Below are 16096 nucleotides of genomic sequence, written 5' to 3' on the forward strand. Positions count from 1 at the left end.
GTGGGGATCGAGAGCGATCAGCTCGTCTACGACTATCTGAGCCGGGTCGGTGACCTGGCGCAGCGGCAACTGACCTCGGGCGACCGGATGAGGCTGGTCTCCTCGCTGCGCGGCGAGATCGACCGGCAGCGCGCGGGGGACGACGCGGACGGCGAGGCCGCCGTACGCCGCATCCTCGGGCGGCTCGGCACACCCGCGCAACAGGTGGCGGCGGCGACGGGCGGCGGCATGCCGCCCGGCGCGCCGGAACCGGAATCCGAGCCGGTAAGCGACCGGGCGCGCCGCATGCCGCGTCCGCGCCGGAACGAGCGGGCCGGGAGCGACCGGACCCCGGACGGCGATGACAGGCCTCAGCGGACCGGCCTGGGCAGAGTGGGGCTGGGCAAGGCCGGTCAGGGAGGCGGGGGATGGGGGAAGAAGGGCAGGGGCGAGAAGTCCGAGCCGCTGCCTCCGCGTTCGACGGCCGCCTCGCCGCCGCACCTGGCGGGCGAGGATGAACTGGGCCCGTCCGGCGGTGAACCGGACTGGTGGCGCATCCAGTCGGGGCCCTTCGGCGCCGGTGACGCGGTGCCCGGCTTCACCGGCGGCGTCGAGATCCCCGAGATACTGAAACCGCCGCCCGGCGCGGAGACCGGTGCCGACGAGGACGAGTACGGGGGCGATGCCGGGGGCGACGGCGGTGAGTCCGTGGAGGCCGAGCAGCCTCGAAGGCGGTCGCGGTTCGGCCGCGGACCGGCCGGACAGGGCGGCGGCGGGGCCGCACGCGCCGTCGCAGGGGGCTTCTCCAGCCCGTTCCTGCTGCTCGCGGCGGTCCTGCTGGTCGTCGGCGCCGTCCTGGGCTCGCTGATCGCGCTCGGCGCGGGATGGCTCCTCGCGTACGTCTCGCGCAGGCTCAGCCGCGCCGAGGCGAAGTGGGCGGTGCTCGGCCTGCCGGGGCTGGCCCTGACGGGCGGAATCGTCTGGCTGTGGGGGCGTTCGAGCGGGCGCTGGGGCTCGCCGATCCCGCCGCACGGGATGGGCGACGCGATCTCCGGGGTGTGGCCGGTGGTCCTGCGGGTGGCAGCGGGCGCGTCGGCGCTGTATCTGGTGTGGCGGGCGCGGAGGCGGCTGCCGTAACGCCTCCGCGGCACGCCTGGCATCGGGACTGCTTCCGCTGTCCCGGCCACTTCTCTGTGTCCGGTGTGTCGGCGTTTGGGTCTGTAGCAGGCGTGTTGCCTTCCCGTGACGATCTTGGGCCGGTGTACAGGGCAGGCTGTTCGCAGACAGGGGTTCGGCAGGTCTTGACCGGCCGGACCGTGAGCTGATGCGAAGGAGAGCCGGTCATGGGCATGTCTCGTAGGTTCGTCGTCACGGTTGCCGCCACCGCGCTGGCAGGAGCCGCCGGGGTGGGAGTCGCGCAGGCATCCACCACGGCCCACACGGCTGCCGCGACCGGCGCCACTGTCTCCGCCTGCCGCCCGGCCAACCACACGGCGAAGATCACCCCGGACGCCGGCAGCGCCGGGCACCGCCACTACCGGGTCACGCTGACCGCGGCGCCGCACACCCTCTCCTGCAAGCTGGCCGGTTCGCCCAGCGGCGTGCGCTTCCTCAACCACGGTTCTCCGGCCGGGGTGACGGCGAAGTCGTACGGCAAGCAGGGCACCGCGGTGACCTTCGGCCCCGGCCACCCGGTCCACTTCGACATCCAGGTTCCCAACGGGGCCGCGGGCGCGAAGGCCAACGAGGTCGCGTTCACGCTCCGGACTCCGGACGGAGTGATTCCCGGTGAGTCCTCAGCGGACGGCGCGCTCTCCGTCGACGCCGGTACCCAGATCGGTGCCGTGCAGGCCGGAGCCTGAGGCTCCCGCGCAACCTCCGGTACACCGTGTGCCCTTGTGCCGCCGTCCCCCTCCCGAGGGGTCGGCGGCACAGTGCTGGGCTGACCGCGTCGTCGAACCGGGACCCGTACCAGGACCGGGCTCGGAACCTGGCTGCGCGCAGGGTGCGTCAGTGGCGGCCGGCCGTCGGCGCTTCCGGGTCGCGCGGTCCGGGGCGCCCCTGGGCAGGGGCCGGAGTCGGCGCCTGCCAGCCCGGCCCTGGGCGGTTGCTGAGCCGCTCGGTGAATCCGTAGACACCACGGACTCCGGTGAAGGCGGCCACGAGGGCCAGGCCCCAGGACAAGAGGTCGGGCCCCACGCCGCGTTCGGCCACGACCAGGGCGAGGAGCGTCACCGCTGCCATGGCCAGTGTGTATCCGTGCACATCGGGGCGGTAGAGGGAGGCGCGCGGGGCCCGGCGTACCCGCCGGGGGGCTGTGGGGTGCGAATGCTGCGGTGCGTACGCCATTTCCGCGGTGCGGCGGTCCGTGGCTCCCCAGACCACGTAGCCGTCGTCGGTGACCAGAGCGGCGCCCATCTGGTCCTCCGGCTCGCCCCAGGAGCCGCCGGCCGCTGCCCAGCACAGCCAGCCCTCTCGGCCCTGCAGAACGCCGGCCGACTCCATGTCCAGCCACCGGAAGTGCGCGCTGTCCTGGCCCGCGGCCCGGAACGAGAACCGCGTGCCGTCGGCCGACAGCATCAGCCGTCGCGACAGGTCCCAGCGCACACTGGCCTCACCCGTCCACAGCGCGGGCCCCACGCGCACCCGTCGGGCGGCGACAGCCCCGGCGGCGGCGTCCCGGCGCAGCTCACGGGGTCCGCTGTGGGGGCTTCTGCCGGCCAGGCCGACCAGCCAGACACGGAGCAGGAACAGCGAGACCAGCACGGCGAGGACGGTGGCCGCCGTCATCGCGGGTTCCAGCGGTCCTGCGTGGGCTCCGATCGTGCGGACCACCGCGAGCGGGAGCAGGGCCAGGAGCAACGAGGGCAGAAGCGTCGCCCGTGTCGCCCGGCGGCGCGGCAGCCGCTCAGGGACGGCAACCGGGGCGGGAACGGAATCGGCCGACAGTGGCGGGGCGGTGAGAGGCGGTGCCGTCAGGGGCGGGGCGAGCAGCGCGCCGATCCACCACAGGGCGGTCAGCAGCGCTGTCAGGGACGCCCAGATGACGACGTAGTCGCGTGAGATTTCGGTTTCAGGCGTCGGGAAGAGCAGTTCCAGCGTGGTGACGGCGCCGCTCACCAGCGCCGCCGTCCCGGATATCCGGCACCACCAAGTGGCCCGTCTCAGCCGCACCGCATGGCCTCTGTGTGTCATGGATTTCCCCCTCAGGCCGCCCCGCGGCCGAAACGTACGCCGAAGTCCCGCTGTCGGTAAGTGGTTTGTCGGTGTGTGGCACGGAGGCCGGGCAGCGGGCCCCGGGTGTCCGAGCGGGCCCTGCGCCCCTGCGGTGACGCCCCCCCCAGCGTCCCTGAGGGTCCTTGCACTGTGCCCGCCCGGCCCACGCGACCTCACCGGACGCTCATCGTGCAAGGACCGCTAAGTCAGGTCCCTCGTCAGCTCGTTGAGGATCCTATCGGCTGCCGTATAGCCGATGCCCTGGATCCACAGCTGATCGTCGACGCCGAAGGACTTGCCGTTCTTCACCGCGGTCAGGTTCTTCCACAGGCCGCTCCGCGTGGTCTGTGTCTCCTTGGCCTTCGCGGGGTCGCCGTACGTGGAGTGGAAGAGGGCGTCCGCGTTCGCCAGGTCGATCCTCTCCGGGCTCACGTCGTACGAGAAGCCGTCCTTGGCCTTGTCGGTGATGGCGGGGCGGCCGACGCCGAGGTCGGTGAGGATCGTCCCGATGTAGTTCTTCCTGCCGTAGATCCGGATGTCGGCGCCTTCCACGAACCGCACCACGCCGACCTTCGTGGCTGCCGCCTTCGCGGGCCCGCCGAGCGCGGCCACGACCCGCCGGATGTGCGCGGTGTAGGCGGCGACGGTCTTCCGCCCTTCGGCCTGCCTGCCGAGCGCGGCGGCGTGCACCTGGAAGTTCGCCTTCCACGGATAGCCCGTGTTCTCCGTCATGACGGTCGGCGCGATGGCGCTGAGCTGGCTGTACTTGTCGCCGTGCCGGATCTTGCTGGTGAGGATCAGATCGGGCTTGAGGGCGGCGACGGCCTCCATGTTCGGCTGCGTCATCTCGCCGACGTCCTTGATGCCGGCGACCTTGTCCCTGGGCAGGTAGTCCAGGAAGCCGGACTTCACATCGGCGTGCGTGGCGCCGACCGGCTTCACGCCGAGAGTGATGGCGGAGTCCAGCTCCGCGGTGTCCAGGACGACGACCCGCCGGGGGTGGTCGGGGACCTTCACCTCTCCCATGGCGGTCTTCATGGTGTGGGTGGCGGCCGTCCCCGGAGATGCCTTGCCGCTGGTGCCGTCGGAGCCGCACGCGGTGAGAGCCAGCGCGCCGGTGAGCGCGAGAGCGGCTGCGGCGGCGCAGCGGCAGTGGTGGCGGTGGGGTAAGTGCTTCATGAGGATCCCTTTCGACGGCGTTCCATCGGACGGTGTTCCTGTTCCTGCGGAGTGTCAGGCGTCAACCAGGTTGTTCTCGGGCGGACTTGGGGGTCCTTACGGGCCTTCGGAGCACGGCCCCTCAGAGGAGGTCCGCCGGTTCGGTGGCACCCGCGTCCTTCCCCACCCGGTTCTCCTCCCCGTCCGCGTTCCACGGTGCCCCCGCCACGACCAGCGGCGAGCCGGTCACCGGGTCCGGGATGACGACCGATTCCAGGCCGAACACCTCCCGTACGAGCTCGGCGGTGACGATTTCCGCCGGGGGCCCTTCGGCGACGATCCGGCCGCTCTTCATGGCCACCAGGTGGTCGGCGTACCTGGCCGCCTGGTTGAGGTCGTGCAGCACCGCGACCACGGTCCTGCCGCGCTCCTTGTTGAGCCGGCGCACCAGGTCAAGCACGTCCACCTGGTGGGCGATGTCGAGGTAGGTGGTGGGCTCGTCGAGCAGCAGGAGATCCGTCTCCTGGGCGAGTGCCATCGCGATCCACACGCGCTGGCGCTGCCCGCCGGAGAGTTCGTCCACCGCCCGTTCGGCCAGGGCCGTGATGTCCGTGCGCTCCATGGCCCCGGTGACGGCGCGCTCGTCCTCGTCCGACCACTGCTGCCACCAGTGCTGGTGCGGCTGGCGGCCCCGCGCCACCAGGTCGGCGACGGTGATCGCCTCGGGTGCCGAAGGGGACTGCGGGAGCAGCCCGATCGACTGCGCGATCTTCCGCGTGGGGGTGCGCGACAGCTCGGCGCCGTCCAGTAGCACCGCCCCGCCGCGCGGTTTGAGCAGTCGTCCCAGAGCCCGCAGGGTGGTGGACTTCCCACAGGCGTTGGGCCCGACGATGACGGTGACCTGTCCGTCGGGCACGGCCAGGTCGAGTCCGTCGACGACGGTGCGGTCGTCGTACGCGAGCGTCAGCTCCCGGGCGGTCAGCCTGGTCTCCGGCGTCGTCCTGCTGGTCATGCGCTGCCTCCACTACGGCCGCGGGCACCGTGATTCTTCGCGATCAGCCAGATCAGATACGGGGCGCCGACCGCCGCCGTGAGGACGCCCACCGGGAGTTCGGTGGGCGAGAGGAGCTTGCGGCCGAGCAGGTCGGCGAGTACGACGATGAACGCGCCTGTCAGCGCCGAGCAGAGCAGCGGGATCTGCGCGGTCCTGGTCATCCGGCGGGCGATCTGCGGGGCGAGCAGCGCCACGAAGTCGACAGGACCCGCGGCCCCGGTCGCCACCGACGCCAGCACCACGCCGAGCAGTACGAGCCCCAGCCGCACCCGCCCGAGCCGGACACCGAGCGCGGTCGCGGTGTCGTCGTCCATGGTGACGGTGCGCTGGGCGTACGCGGCCCACAGCATGGCCGGTACGAGGGCGAGCAGCACCCAGCCGAGGAGCCCGGCCTGGCCCCAGCCGCGGCCGTTCAGCGAGCCGGTGAGCCAGATCTGGGCCTGCTGGGCGACCAGGTAGTCGCCCTTGGTCAGGAAGAGCTGGGTGACGGAGCCGAGCGCGATCGCGAAGCCGATGCCTATCAGGACGAACCGGGTGGCGTGCAGCCCGCCGCGCCAGGCGAACACGTAGACCAGCGCGGCTGCGGTGATCCCGCCGGCGACCGAGAGGTACGGCAGCACCGCGGGCGATGTCACCCCGAGGGACATCGCGCCGACGGTCAGCGCGCCCGCGCCCTTGCTGATGCCGATGATGTCGGGGCTGGCCAGCGGGTTGCGTGCGACGGTCTGGATGAGCGCCCCCGCCACGCCGAACGCGGCGCCCACGAGCAGTCCGACGACCATGCGGGGCAGCCGCAGGGTGCCGACGACGAGTTCGTCGGGCGACGGCCTGCCGGTGATCACCTTCACGACCTCGCCGGGCGCGATGAAGTCCTCACCGACGCAGAGGTAGGCGACGCAGGTGGCGGCCAGCAGCACGGCGAGCGCCGCGGCGACGGCCGTCGCCCGCCGGTGCAGCAGGAACGTCCCGCGTCCGGCCCGTACGAGCGAGTACCCCGCGGGGCGCATGGTTGCCGGGGCGGTCGTCACGCCGGGACCGCCTTCCGGCGTACGAGGGTCACCAGGAACGGCACCCCGATGAGGGCCGTCATCACTCCGGCCGGGACCTCGCTCGGCGGGAAGACGATCCGGCCGATGGTGTCGGAGACCAGCAGCATCACGGGGCCGATGAGGGCCGCCATCGGCAGCACCCAGCGGTGGTCGCTGCCGACGACCGCGCGGGCGATGTGCGGCACGGCGAGTCCGATGAAGGCGATGGGCCCGGCGGCTGCGACTCCGACGCCCGTCAGGACGGTGGCACCGATACCGCCGACGATGCGTACCGTCGCGACCTTCTGGCCGAGCCCCCTCGCCATGTCGTCGCCCAGTGCCAGGGCGTCGAGACCGCGCGCGACCGAGGCTACGAGCACCACGCCCACCAGCAGGAACGGCCATATCTGGCCGACGATGCCGGCGTCCCTGCCACTGATCGAGCCGACCTGCCAGAAGCGGAACTCGTCCAGCGCCGACGCCTTGGTCGTCAGGACCGCCTGCACCACCGAGACGAGCAGCGCGTTGATCGCGGCGCCCCCGAGTGCGAGCTTCACCGGGGTGGCGCCGCCGCGTCCGCGGGACGCGATGGCGTACACCGCGACCGATGCGACCGCCGCCCCCGCGAACGCGAACCAGACGTATCCGGTGAGGGTGTGGATGCCGGCGAAGGCGATGGCCAGCACCACGCCGACCGATGCCCCCTGGCTGATGCCGAGGATGCCGGGGTCGGCGATGGGGTTACGGGTGATGCCCTGGAGCACGGTCCCCGCCAGGGCCAGCGCGGCGCCCACCATGAGGCCGATGAGGGTGCGCGGCAGCCGCAGTTCGCGTACGACCTCCGCGGTGTTGCTGTGACCGCCGTGCAGCAGCGCGTCGATCACCGCCGACGGTGCGATGGCCCGTGCCCCGACCGCGAGGCTGAGCAGGACCGCCAGCAGCAGGGCCACAACGGCGGCGGCCGTCCAGGCGATGCGGCGGCGGGCCACGGGAGCTGACATGTGACCCATTCCGGAGGTTGGTAAGGCTTGGCTAAGTCTAAGCTCAGCGCTCCGGGGGCAACCGGTCAGGTGTCCGACGGAGGGAGGATGGAAGGCATGCCTTCACAGCCTCTGACGGTCGGCTTCGACCTCGATATGACCCTGATCGACTCCCGGCCCGGGATCCACGCCGCCTACCAGGCGCTTTCCGCCGAGACCGGTACGTACATCGACGCCGACCTCGCGGTCACCCGGCTCGGCCCGCCGCTGGAACTGGAGCTGGCCGAGTGGTTTCCGGAGGATCGCATTCCGGCGATGCGGGACCGCTACCGTGAGATCTACCCCACATATGCGATAGAGCCGTCCCCGGCGATGGCGGGGGCGGCCGAAGCGGTGGCCGCGGTGCGCGGGCTCGGTGGCCGGGCCATCGTCGTCACCGCCAAGAACCAGCCGGACGCCGTGCGCCACCTCGTGCACCTCGGCATCGAGCCGGACGCCGTCATCGGCTGGCTCTGGGCGGAGGCCAAGGCGGATGCGCTGCGCGAGCACGGCGCGTCCGTGTACGTCGGCGACCACGTCGGCGACGTGCGCGGGGCGCTCGCGGCGGGTGCGCTCTCCGTTGCCGTACCGACAGGCCCCATCGGCGCGGACGAACTGCGCGCGGCCGGCGCCGGCGTCGTCCTGGGAGACCTCACGGAGTTCCCCGCGTGGTTCGAGGGCTATGCCGCCGAGGTCACCGCGGGCGCCTGAGCAGCCATCGCGGCGCGGGCGCGGCGCCGCTGGTCCGCGATGGAGCGCAGCACGCCGGCCGCCGCGACGAGGAATCCGACGCCCATCAGCATGCACACGGCATACGCGATGGACGGGAACGGATCCGTGCCGAGGAAGAGCGGGGCCACAGTGACGAGTGTGGCCACGGCTCCGATGAAGAAGATGATCGCGCCGACCTGGACCAGACGGTCGCCCGCACGGGTGTCGGTCGATTGGGTTTCATTGCTCACCCCGCCAGGGTAGTTCCCTGCGCGGAGGAACTACGCGGTGACGTCTTGTTACTGGTCCCCGGACCATTAGCCTGAGTCCCGGCGGGTCGGGTGACCCGCTGCAGTGCTATCCAGAGCCGTTTTCTACGACTACGAGGACGAGGACAGACGGTGCCCACCGGCAAGGTGAAGTGGTTCAATTCGGAAAAAGGCTTCGGCTTTCTTTCCCGCGACGACGGGGACGATGTCTTCGTCCACTCGTCGGTGCTCCCGTCCGGAGTCGACGCCCTGAAGCCGGGGCAGCGCGTGGAGTTCGGTGTCGTCGCGGGCCAGCGCGGCGACCAGGCGCTGACCGTGACCGTCGTCGATCCCACGCCGTCCCTTGCGGCGGCCCAGCGCCGCAAGCCCGACGAACTGGCCTCCATCGTGCAGGACCTGACGACACTGCTCGAAAACATCACGCCGAGCCTGGAGCGCGGCCGCTACCCCGACAAGGCGGCGGGCGCGAAGATCGCCGGTCTGCTGCGCGCGGTCGCCGACCAGCTGGACGTCTGACCGCACGGAAGCGGTCCCCCGGTGGGCCGGGGCGGGGTCTCCCCGTCCCGGCCCACCGCCGTGTGCGCACCGGTCACGGCCGGGGCCAGGGCTGCCCGATCATCGTCTCGATGCTGGTGTTGAAGCGCTCCAGCGCCGCCGCGAACATCTCGGCCTCCTCCGGTGTCCAGTCGGCGAGCACCCGCCGCAGTCCGTCGACGGTGTCCTGGCGGTCGGCGCGCAGCTTCCGCGCGCCCTCCTCGGTCATGCGGAACTTCCGGGCGAGGCCGCCCTCCGGGTCGGGGATGCGCTCGACCAGTCCGGCGCGGGTCATGGCGGCGGTCTGCCGGTTCAGTGTGGAGGTGTCCAGGGCCAGCGCGTCGACCAGCTGCCCGATGGAGAGCGGGCCGTCGATCTCGATCCGGCAGAGCAGGACATAGGCGCTGCGCTCGAGGCGGGTCGGCTGCGCGACGTCCATGTACCGGTACCGGGCCAGCAGGGTCATTTCCCGCTCGATGTTCTCGCTCGCCTGACGCACGAGGCGTCTCCCTTCCTGCACTTCCCGCACTTCCCGCATTTCCTGCACCGCGCGCTCTTCCCGCAGGTCCCGCTGCGCCGCTCCGGCCCGTCGTCCGGTGCCGGTTTGCATGTATAGCACGCGGTATATGCATCATGCACAAGCTATGTATGCTGCACACCCACGCCGCCGCGTGTGCAGCCGAAGAGGAGATTCCCGTGACCCCGACCGCCCCCGCGCAGCCACCCGCCAGAACCGGTCCCGTAGTCGCCGTCCTGGCGGGTGCGGGCATCGTCGCCGCCCTGATGCAGACCCTGGTCGTCCCGCTCATCGCTCAGCTCCCGCGGCTGCTGCACACCACGTCGGGCAACGCCTCCTGGGTCATCACCGCCACACTGCTCGCCGGCGCGGTCGCCACCCCGGTCACCGGCCGGCTCGGCGATCTGTACGGCAAGCGTCGGCTGATGCTGATCTGCGTCGGGCTGCTGGTGGCCGGCTCCCTGGTCTGCGCCCTGGCGGGCTCACTGGCGCCCATGGTCATCGGCCGGGCGCTCCAGGGCACCAGCATGGGCATCATCCCGCTCGGCATCAGCGTGATGCGCGACGTCCTGCCGCCCGAGCGGGTCGGTTCGTCGATCGCGCTGATGAGTTCGTCGCTCGGCATCGGCGGCGCACTCGGGCTGCCCATCGCGGCGGCGGTGGCGCAGAACGCCGACTGGCACACGCTGTTCTGGGGCTCGGCCGGGCTGAGCGCGGTCCTCGGTCTGCTGGTCCTGCTCTTCGTCCCCCCGGCCCCGGTCCGCGCCGGAGGCCGCTTCGACTACCCCGGAGCCGTGGGCCTGGCCGCCGGTCTTGTGTCCCTGCTGCTGGCCGTGTCCAAGGGCGGCGACTGGGGCTGGGGCAGCGCGAGCACGCTGGGCCTGCTGGCAGCAGCGGTCGTCGTCCTGCTGCTCTGGGGCGCCTTCGAGCTCCGTGCGGCGGATCCGCTGGTCGACCTGCGCACCACAGCGCAGCGCCAGGTGCTGCTGACCAATGTGGCGTCCGTCGTGGTCGGCTTCGCGATGTACGCCCAGTCGCTCGTCACACCGCAGCTGCTCCAGCTCCCGGTGGCCACCGGTTACGGCCTGGGCCAGTCGATGGTCGCGGCCGGCCTGTGGATGGCCCCGGCCGGGCTGGTGATGATGGCCGTGTCCCCGTTCGGCGCGAAACTCTCCGCGGCCCGCGGCCCCAAGGTGTCCCTGCTCACCGGGTCCGTGATCATCGCGGTCGGCTACGGCCTGGCGACCGTCCTCATGGGCTCGACCTGGGGCCTGGTGGCCGTCGCGTGTGTGATCAGTGTCGGCGTGGCCTTCGCCTACGGAGCGATGCCGGCGCTGATCATGGGCGCGGTCCCGCTCTCCCAGACCGCGGCGGCCAACGGGTTCAACTCGCTGGCGCGATCGGTCGGCACTTCGGTCTCCAGCGCGGTCGTGGGTGTGGTGCTGGCCCAGATGACGGTCTCGTCCGGGGGCTTCACGATCCCGTCGGAAGCGGGCTTCCGTACGGCCTTCGCGATCGGCGGCGTGGTGGCGCTGGTGGCCGCACTGGTGGTCCTGGCGGTCCCCGGACGGCCGAAGGTCCGGGCAGCCGCGGAGGCCGTCCCGGTCGCCGACAGTCCGAGCCCATCGGGCGTCTGAGAGGGGCCTCCCGACGGCGGGCGGCCCCGAGGGGCCGCACTTCCGCCCTCAACCCCTCAGACGAATCCTCAGACGAAGTCCAGTGCCCCGGGCCTCAGCGCCGGTACGAGACCTTCGGCCGCGGCTCGGGTGAGCAGCCCCCGTACCGCCGCGTAACCGTCCTCACCGAGATCCGCGGTGAACTCGTTGACGTACAGACCGATGTGCTGGTCCGCGACCGCCGGGTCCATCTCCTGCGCGTGGCCCAGCACATAGGGCCTGGACACCTCGGGGTCGTCCCAGGCCTGCCGTACCGACTCCCGCACCGTCCGGGCCAGCTCCCGCAGCCGGTCGTCGCCGAGCGAGCGCTTGGCGATGATCGCGCCGAGCGGGATCGGCAGGCCCGTCGTCAGCTCCCAGTGCTGCCCCATGTCGGCCAGCGAGTGCAGCCCGTAATCCTGGTAGGTGAAGCGCGCCTCGTGGATGACCAGGCCCGCGTCGACCTTGCCGTCGCGCACGGCGGGCATGATCTCGTTGAACGGCATCACGACGATCTCGCCGACCCCGCCGGGCACCACCTCGGCCGCCCACAGGCGGAAGAGCAGATACGCGGTCGAGCGCTCGCTCGGCACGGCGACCGTCTTCCCTGTGAGGTCCACGCCGGGCCCCCTGGTCAGGACCAGCGGCCCGCAGCCCCGCCCGAGCGCCCCGCCGCACGGCAGCAGCGCGTACTCGTCGAGGACCCAGGGCAGCACCGCGTACGACACCTTCAGGACGTCGGACTCGCCGCGCTCGGCCATGCCGTTGGTGATGTCGATGTCCGCGAACGTCACATCGATCGCGGGCGCCCCCGGCACCCGGCCGTGGGCCCAGGCGTCGAAGACGAACGTGTCGTTGGGGCAGGGCGAGAACGCGATGTTCAGGGCATCGGTCAGGAGCGGTGCCTCTGTTGCTTCGGTCATGTGCGGGTCCAGCCTTCCAGTACGGGCGCGAGCTTCCCGAAAGCCGTGGTGAGCGCGGCCAGCGCGTCGCCGATGCGCCAGGCGTCGCGGTCGCGCGGGCCGACAGCGTTGGAGACCGCCCGGATCTCCAGCACCGGCACACCTGCCTGGGCCGCGGCCTCGGCCACCCCGAATCCCTCCATCGCCTCGGCCACGGCCGCGGGGTGGGCGGCCAGCAGCCCGGCGGCACGCTCCGCGGTGCCGGTGACGGTGGAAGCGGTGAGTACGGTGCCGGGCGTCGCCCCGGTGGCGTCGGCCACGGCCCGTACGAGGGCGGCTGGCGGCAGGTGCTCCACCGTGCCGAAGCCGAGACCGGTGACGGACACGAAACCTTCGGGCGTCTCGGCGCCCAGATCCGCCGCGACGATCGCGTCGGCCACCAGGAGGGAGCCCGGCGGGGCGTGGAAGCCGCCGCCGATACCCGCCGACACCACCAGGCCGTACGAGCCACGGGCGAGCGCTGTCGCCGTCCCGGCGGCCGCGGCTGCCGGACCGACCCCGGCCGCGATCACGTCGTAACAGCCGGTCTCCGCGGCCGGGTCCGAGGTGTCCCCGAACGCGCGCGTGACCGCGTCCCGCTCAGCGGGGACCGCGGTCACGATGAGTACACGCAAGATGTCAGGCGTCCTTCTTGAAGACGAACGACCAGAGCCCGAAGACCTTGGTGGTGCCGTCGCCCTCGGCGATGGCGATGGTCGACGAGTTGCCCTTGGCGCCGTACTGGGAGTTGAAGAACACGTTGCCCGGCACGGTCGTGTAGGTCTTCTTGCTGATGCCGGTCAGCTGCTGACCGTTGAGCAGCAGCACCCAGCCCTTGTCGGCGATCTTCGGGTCCACGCCGATCCGCACGGTCCTGTCCGGGTCGACCTTGACGGACTTGGTGCCCTGCTTGTCCGTGGCACAGGACTTGGTCTTGGCCATGTCCAGGCTCTTGCCGTCGTTGTAGCAGGCGGCCTCGGAGTGCACCGAGTTGGTGCCGACCGTCACGGTGGCCAAGGGGGTCGGCTTGCCGCAGGCCGACAGGACAAGGAGTCCGACGGACACGGCACCGAGGGCGGCAGCGGTGCGGCGGCCCTTACCAGTAAGAAGCGCAACGGTCATGGGGCGAAGGCTATCGTCCGGCGCAGGTCACGCCACGCGGGGGTGCGGCGAGCCGCGCCGCGCGGCTGTCAGGAGCCCCCGTACGGTCGTGACCGCACCCGTCGCGACCAGCGCGGCCCCCACCGACGCGCCCAGCACGCCGTTCAGCGGCAGGACCATCGCGATGGCGCCGCCCACCACCCACGCGAGCTGGAGCACCGTCTCTGACCGGGCGAACGCCGAGGTCCTGACGGTCTCCGGCACATCCCGCTGGATCATCGCGTCCAGCGACAGCTTGGCCAGCGCCTGGGCGAACCCGGCGACCGTGGCCAGCAGCGTCACCAGCACCGAGGTGAAGAAGACGGCCGTGAGCACCGCGGTGCCCAGTGCCACCCCGAGCAGGGTGGCGATCATGATCTCGGGCCCGCGCGAGCGCAGCAGCGCGCCGACGGCCGTGCCCACCGCGTTGCCCCCGCCGGCCGCCACGCCCACGATGGCCAGCGACACGGCGCCGTTCTGCCCGGCCATCGGGTGCTCGCGCAGCAGGAAGGCCAGGAAGAAGATCAGGAAGCCGGAGAGCGAGCGCAGCGCGGAGTTCGCCACCAGGCCGTTCAGCACGGAGGGCCCGACCGTGCGCAGCGACGGCTTGCGCCCGTCGGCCTGCTCCACGAGCCGGGCCTTTCCCTCGCCCTTCGCGGAGTCCACCTTGCGGGGCAGCGTGAACGCCAGGAACGCCCCGAACAGGAAGACGGCGGACGCCCCGTAGAGCGGCCAGGCCGAACCGATCCGGTGCAGTCCGGCGCCGATCATCGCCCCCACACCGGTCGCGAGCAGCCCCCCGAGCGTGACCCGGGAATTGGCTTTGACCAGTGAGAACCGTGGTGGCAGCAGCCGGGGGACCACCGCGCTGCGCACCACGCCGTACGCCTTCGACGCCACCAGGACGCCCAGGGCGGCGGGGTAGAGCTCAAGGCCGCCGGTGGCCACGGCCCCCGACATGACGAGCGCGAGGGCCACCCGGGCCAGCATCGCCGCGGCCATCGCGGCCCGGCGGCCGTGCGGCAGCCGGTCGAGCAGCGGGCCGATCACCGGAGCGAGCAGCGCGAACGGCGCCATGGTGACCAGAAGATAGAGCGCGACACGGCCGCGGGCCTGATCGGTCGGCACGGAGAAGAAGACGGTCGAGGCCAGCGCAACCGTGATCATCACGTCACCCGCGCTGTTCACGGCGTGCAGCTCGATCAGTTTGCCGAGGCCCGACTCGCCCGCGCCATGGGCGTTCGTCGCCCGTCTGATCCCCTTTGCGGTACCAGTGAACGGCCGATGGAGGGCATGCCCGACGGCCCGCCCCACCCTGCGCGCCGGGCTGAATCCGTCGGACGACCTTGCGGTGGTCACCCCGTCATAGTGCCCCAACCCCGTACGACCCGAACCGGGATTCGGACGCGCAGGTGGGACGAGAGCCGGAGAAGGGGTAGCGTGCACGGAGGCTGCCGACCTCTCCCGGGCGGGCCCGCGACGCCTGTCACCGCACCTCGCTGCGTTGTCGGAACCGCCCAGTGACTTCGGTCGACAGGGCGATTTCCGCCTTGCGATGCACGGCGCCAGACGCCGCGGGCTCATCCGCCCGGGAGCGGCCGGCAGCCTCCAGCGCGCCACCGGCGGTTGCCCTTGGCTGTGCGCCTCTCCGTTATCCCGCAGAATGGGTGGGAGAAGGTGCGCCCCCGGGCATGTCGGGCGCGGACGTTGACGCGGTCCTCTGGTCCGCTCCGCCCGTAGCTCGTACGCGATGTTCGTCCGGCGCACCCGTGAGACGGCGTAGGAGAGAAGCGAGACCTGTGAGTGCTGCGACGACGAGAAGCCGTACCCCTGACCGCCTGTGCGCCGAGGCGGTCGACCTGGCCCGTGAGGCGGCGGAGGAAGCCGCCTTCCCCGGGGTGGTCGGTGAGCACGTCTCTGTGGTGGCCGAGGGTGACCGCGTGGTCACCCACTTCTTCGAGTGCAAGGAGCCCGGCTACCGGGGCTGGCGCTGGGCGGTGACGGTGGCCCGCGCGTCCCGGGCGAAGCTCGTCACGCTTGACGAGACGGCTCTGCTGCCCGGTCCCGACTCGCTGCTGGCCCCCGAGTGGGTGCCGTGGAGCGAACGGCTGCGCCCCGGCGACATGGGCCCCGGCGACCTGCTGCCCACCGAGGCGGAGGACCTGCGCCTGGAGCCCGGTTTCTCGGGCGAGGACGCACCGCCGCCCAACTCGGTGCTGTCCGACGAGCTGGCGGAGCGGGTCGAGGCGGAGGACGCCGAGGTCACCGACCGCACGGCGGTCCCGGCCCGTGGCACGGTCGCCGCGGTCGCCGACGAGCTGGGCATGCGCCGGGCGCGGGTGCTCTCCCGTTACGGCCTGCACCAGGCGGCGGACCGCTGGGACGAGGAGTACGGCGCGAAGACCCCGATGGCCCAGGCGGCCCCGGCTTCCTGTGTGACGTGTGCGTTCCTGGTTCCGCTCTCCGGTTCGCTGCGGCAGGCATTCGGGGTCTGCGGGAACGAATTCGGTCCGGCGGACGGGCATGTGGTGTCGCTGTCCTACGGCTGCGGCGGGCACTCGGAGGCGGCGGTCATGCCGAAGCCGCCGCGGCCCGCGCCGCTGGTGCTGGACTCGACAGCCGCGGACCCGTTCGCGCTGCGGCCGGATCCGGAGGGCGGTTCCGTGTCGGCGGAGGCGGCTTCCGGGGCGGACGATCTGGGGCATTCCTGAGGGTGGGGCGGCCCCTGCGGTGAGGCGGGGCTTCCCTGCCTTGCCGCCTCGCCGGGCGTCCGGGGCCGGTGTTCCGGCCGGGCGGCGGTAACGGGTGCGGGCGGGCCGACGGGCCTCCCCGCGACGGGTGAGGCCTGCGGACCGGCGACGGCGTTTCCCTGTCG

The 16096-nt window shown here is 72.1% G+C and carries 17 protein-coding genes; 6 read left to right on the plus strand and 11 right to left on the minus strand.

Annotation, left to right across the window (positions count from 1 at the left end):
* Together OG584_RS19625 and OG584_RS19630 are read left to right on the plus strand one after the other, a co-directional pair.
* Complete coding sequence (locus OG584_RS19625; protein WP_405779542.1) at nt 1–1116, plus strand: hypothetical protein; 1116 nt, start codon at nt 1–3, stop codon at nt 1114–1116.
* A gap of 206 nt (nt 1117–1322) precedes the next feature.
* Nucleotides 1323–1841, plus strand: coding sequence for a DUF4232 domain-containing protein (locus OG584_RS19630; RefSeq protein ID WP_405779544.1), 519 nt, complete (start codon nt 1323–1325; stop codon nt 1839–1841).
* Between the two features lie 148 nt (nt 1842–1989).
* Here the strand turns inward: OG584_RS19630 and OG584_RS19635 are convergent, their stop codons facing one another.
* The 5 genes from OG584_RS19635 to OG584_RS19655 form a co-directional block, all read right to left on the minus strand.
* Complete coding sequence (locus tag OG584_RS19635; RefSeq protein ID WP_405779546.1) at nt 1990–3174, minus strand: hypothetical protein; 1185 nt, start codon at nt 3172–3174, stop codon at nt 1990–1992.
* Between the two features lie 222 nt (nt 3175–3396).
* Nucleotides 3397–4374, minus strand: coding sequence for an ABC transporter substrate-binding protein (locus tag OG584_RS19640; protein ID WP_405779547.1), 978 nt, complete (start codon nt 4372–4374; stop codon nt 3397–3399).
* A 121-nt stretch (nt 4375–4495) separates the two neighbouring features.
* Entirely contained in the window at nt 4496–5365 is an 870-nt protein-coding gene (locus tag OG584_RS19645; RefSeq protein WP_405779549.1) for an ABC transporter ATP-binding protein, read from the minus strand.
* Nucleotides 5362–6414, minus strand: a complete 1053-nt coding sequence (locus tag OG584_RS19650; protein ID WP_405784163.1) for a FecCD family ABC transporter permease — start codon at nt 6412–6414, stop codon at nt 5362–5364. The genes OG584_RS19645 and OG584_RS19650 overlap by 4 nt, the downstream gene beginning before the upstream one ends.
* Before the next feature lie 17 nt (nt 6415–6431).
* Nucleotides 6432–7436, minus strand: a complete 1005-nt coding sequence (locus tag OG584_RS19655) for a FecCD family ABC transporter permease (RefSeq protein WP_405779550.1) — start codon at nt 7434–7436, stop codon at nt 6432–6434.
* Between the two features lie 96 nt (nt 7437–7532).
* Between OG584_RS19655 and OG584_RS19660 the strand changes: the two genes are divergently transcribed.
* Nucleotides 7533–8165, plus strand: coding sequence for an HAD family hydrolase (locus OG584_RS19660; RefSeq protein ID WP_405779552.1), 633 nt, complete (start codon nt 7533–7535; stop codon nt 8163–8165).
* On the opposite strand, the gene OG584_RS19665 is transcribed toward OG584_RS19660, so the two are convergent.
* Nucleotides 8135–8416 carry a hypothetical protein gene (locus OG584_RS19665; protein ID WP_405779554.1) on the minus strand — a complete coding sequence of 94 codons (282 nt, stop codon included), beginning with the start codon at nt 8414–8416 and terminating at the stop codon, nt 8135–8137. The two genes, OG584_RS19660 and OG584_RS19665, sit on opposite strands and share 31 nt — an antisense overlap.
* A gap of 150 nt (nt 8417–8566) precedes the next feature.
* Here OG584_RS19665 and OG584_RS19670 point away from each other — a divergent pair, with 150 nt between their 5' ends.
* A complete protein-coding gene (locus OG584_RS19670; RefSeq protein WP_405779556.1) occupies nt 8567–8950 on the plus strand; it encodes a cold-shock protein in 384 nt (127 codons plus the stop codon).
* A gap of 73 nt (nt 8951–9023) precedes the next feature.
* Here OG584_RS19670 and OG584_RS19675 read toward each other — a convergent pair whose 3' ends face one another.
* Nucleotides 9024–9506, minus strand: a complete 483-nt coding sequence (locus tag OG584_RS19675; protein WP_405784165.1) for a MarR family winged helix-turn-helix transcriptional regulator — start codon at nt 9504–9506, stop codon at nt 9024–9026.
* 110 nt (nt 9507–9616) lie between these two features.
* Between OG584_RS19675 and OG584_RS19680 the strand changes: the two genes are divergently transcribed.
* Nucleotides 9617–11122: an MFS transporter gene (locus tag OG584_RS19680; protein ID WP_405779557.1), complete on the plus strand. Its 1506-nt coding sequence runs from the start codon at nt 9617–9619 to the stop codon at nt 11120–11122.
* Between the two features lie 68 nt (nt 11123–11190).
* Here the strand turns inward: OG584_RS19680 and OG584_RS19685 are convergent, their stop codons facing one another.
* From OG584_RS19685 to OG584_RS19700, 4 genes are read right to left on the minus strand one after another with little or no spacing between them, the layout of a single operon-like run.
* Nucleotides 11191–12063, minus strand: coding sequence for a 1,4-dihydroxy-6-naphthoate synthase (locus OG584_RS19685; RefSeq protein ID WP_405779559.1), 873 nt, complete (start codon nt 12061–12063; stop codon nt 11191–11193).
* On the minus strand, nt 12060–12716 hold the full coding sequence (locus OG584_RS19690; RefSeq protein WP_405779561.1) for a futalosine hydrolase: 657 nt from the start codon (nt 12714–12716) through the stop codon (nt 12060–12062). The genes OG584_RS19685 and OG584_RS19690 overlap by 4 nt, the downstream gene beginning before the upstream one ends.
* Nucleotides 12717–12720: 4 nt before the next feature.
* Entirely contained in the window at nt 12721–13203 is a 483-nt protein-coding gene (locus OG584_RS19695; RefSeq protein ID WP_405779562.1) for a DUF2771 domain-containing protein, read from the minus strand.
* A gap of 27 nt (nt 13204–13230) precedes the next feature.
* Nucleotides 13231–14580: an MFS transporter gene (locus OG584_RS19700; protein ID WP_405779564.1), complete on the minus strand. Its 1350-nt coding sequence runs from the start codon at nt 14578–14580 to the stop codon at nt 13231–13233.
* Between the two features lie 440 nt (nt 14581–15020).
* Here OG584_RS19700 and OG584_RS19705 point away from each other — a divergent pair, with 440 nt between their 5' ends.
* Nucleotides 15021–15932 carry a DUF3027 domain-containing protein gene (locus tag OG584_RS19705; RefSeq protein ID WP_405779565.1) on the plus strand — a complete coding sequence of 304 codons (912 nt, stop codon included), beginning with the start codon at nt 15021–15023 and terminating at the stop codon, nt 15930–15932.
* Nucleotides 15933–16096: the final 164 nt, after the last annotated feature.

The sequence above is a fragment of the Streptomyces sp. NBC_00859 genome (assembly GCF_045161865.1).
Lineage (GTDB): Bacteria > Actinomycetota > Actinomycetes > Streptomycetales > Streptomycetaceae > Streptomyces.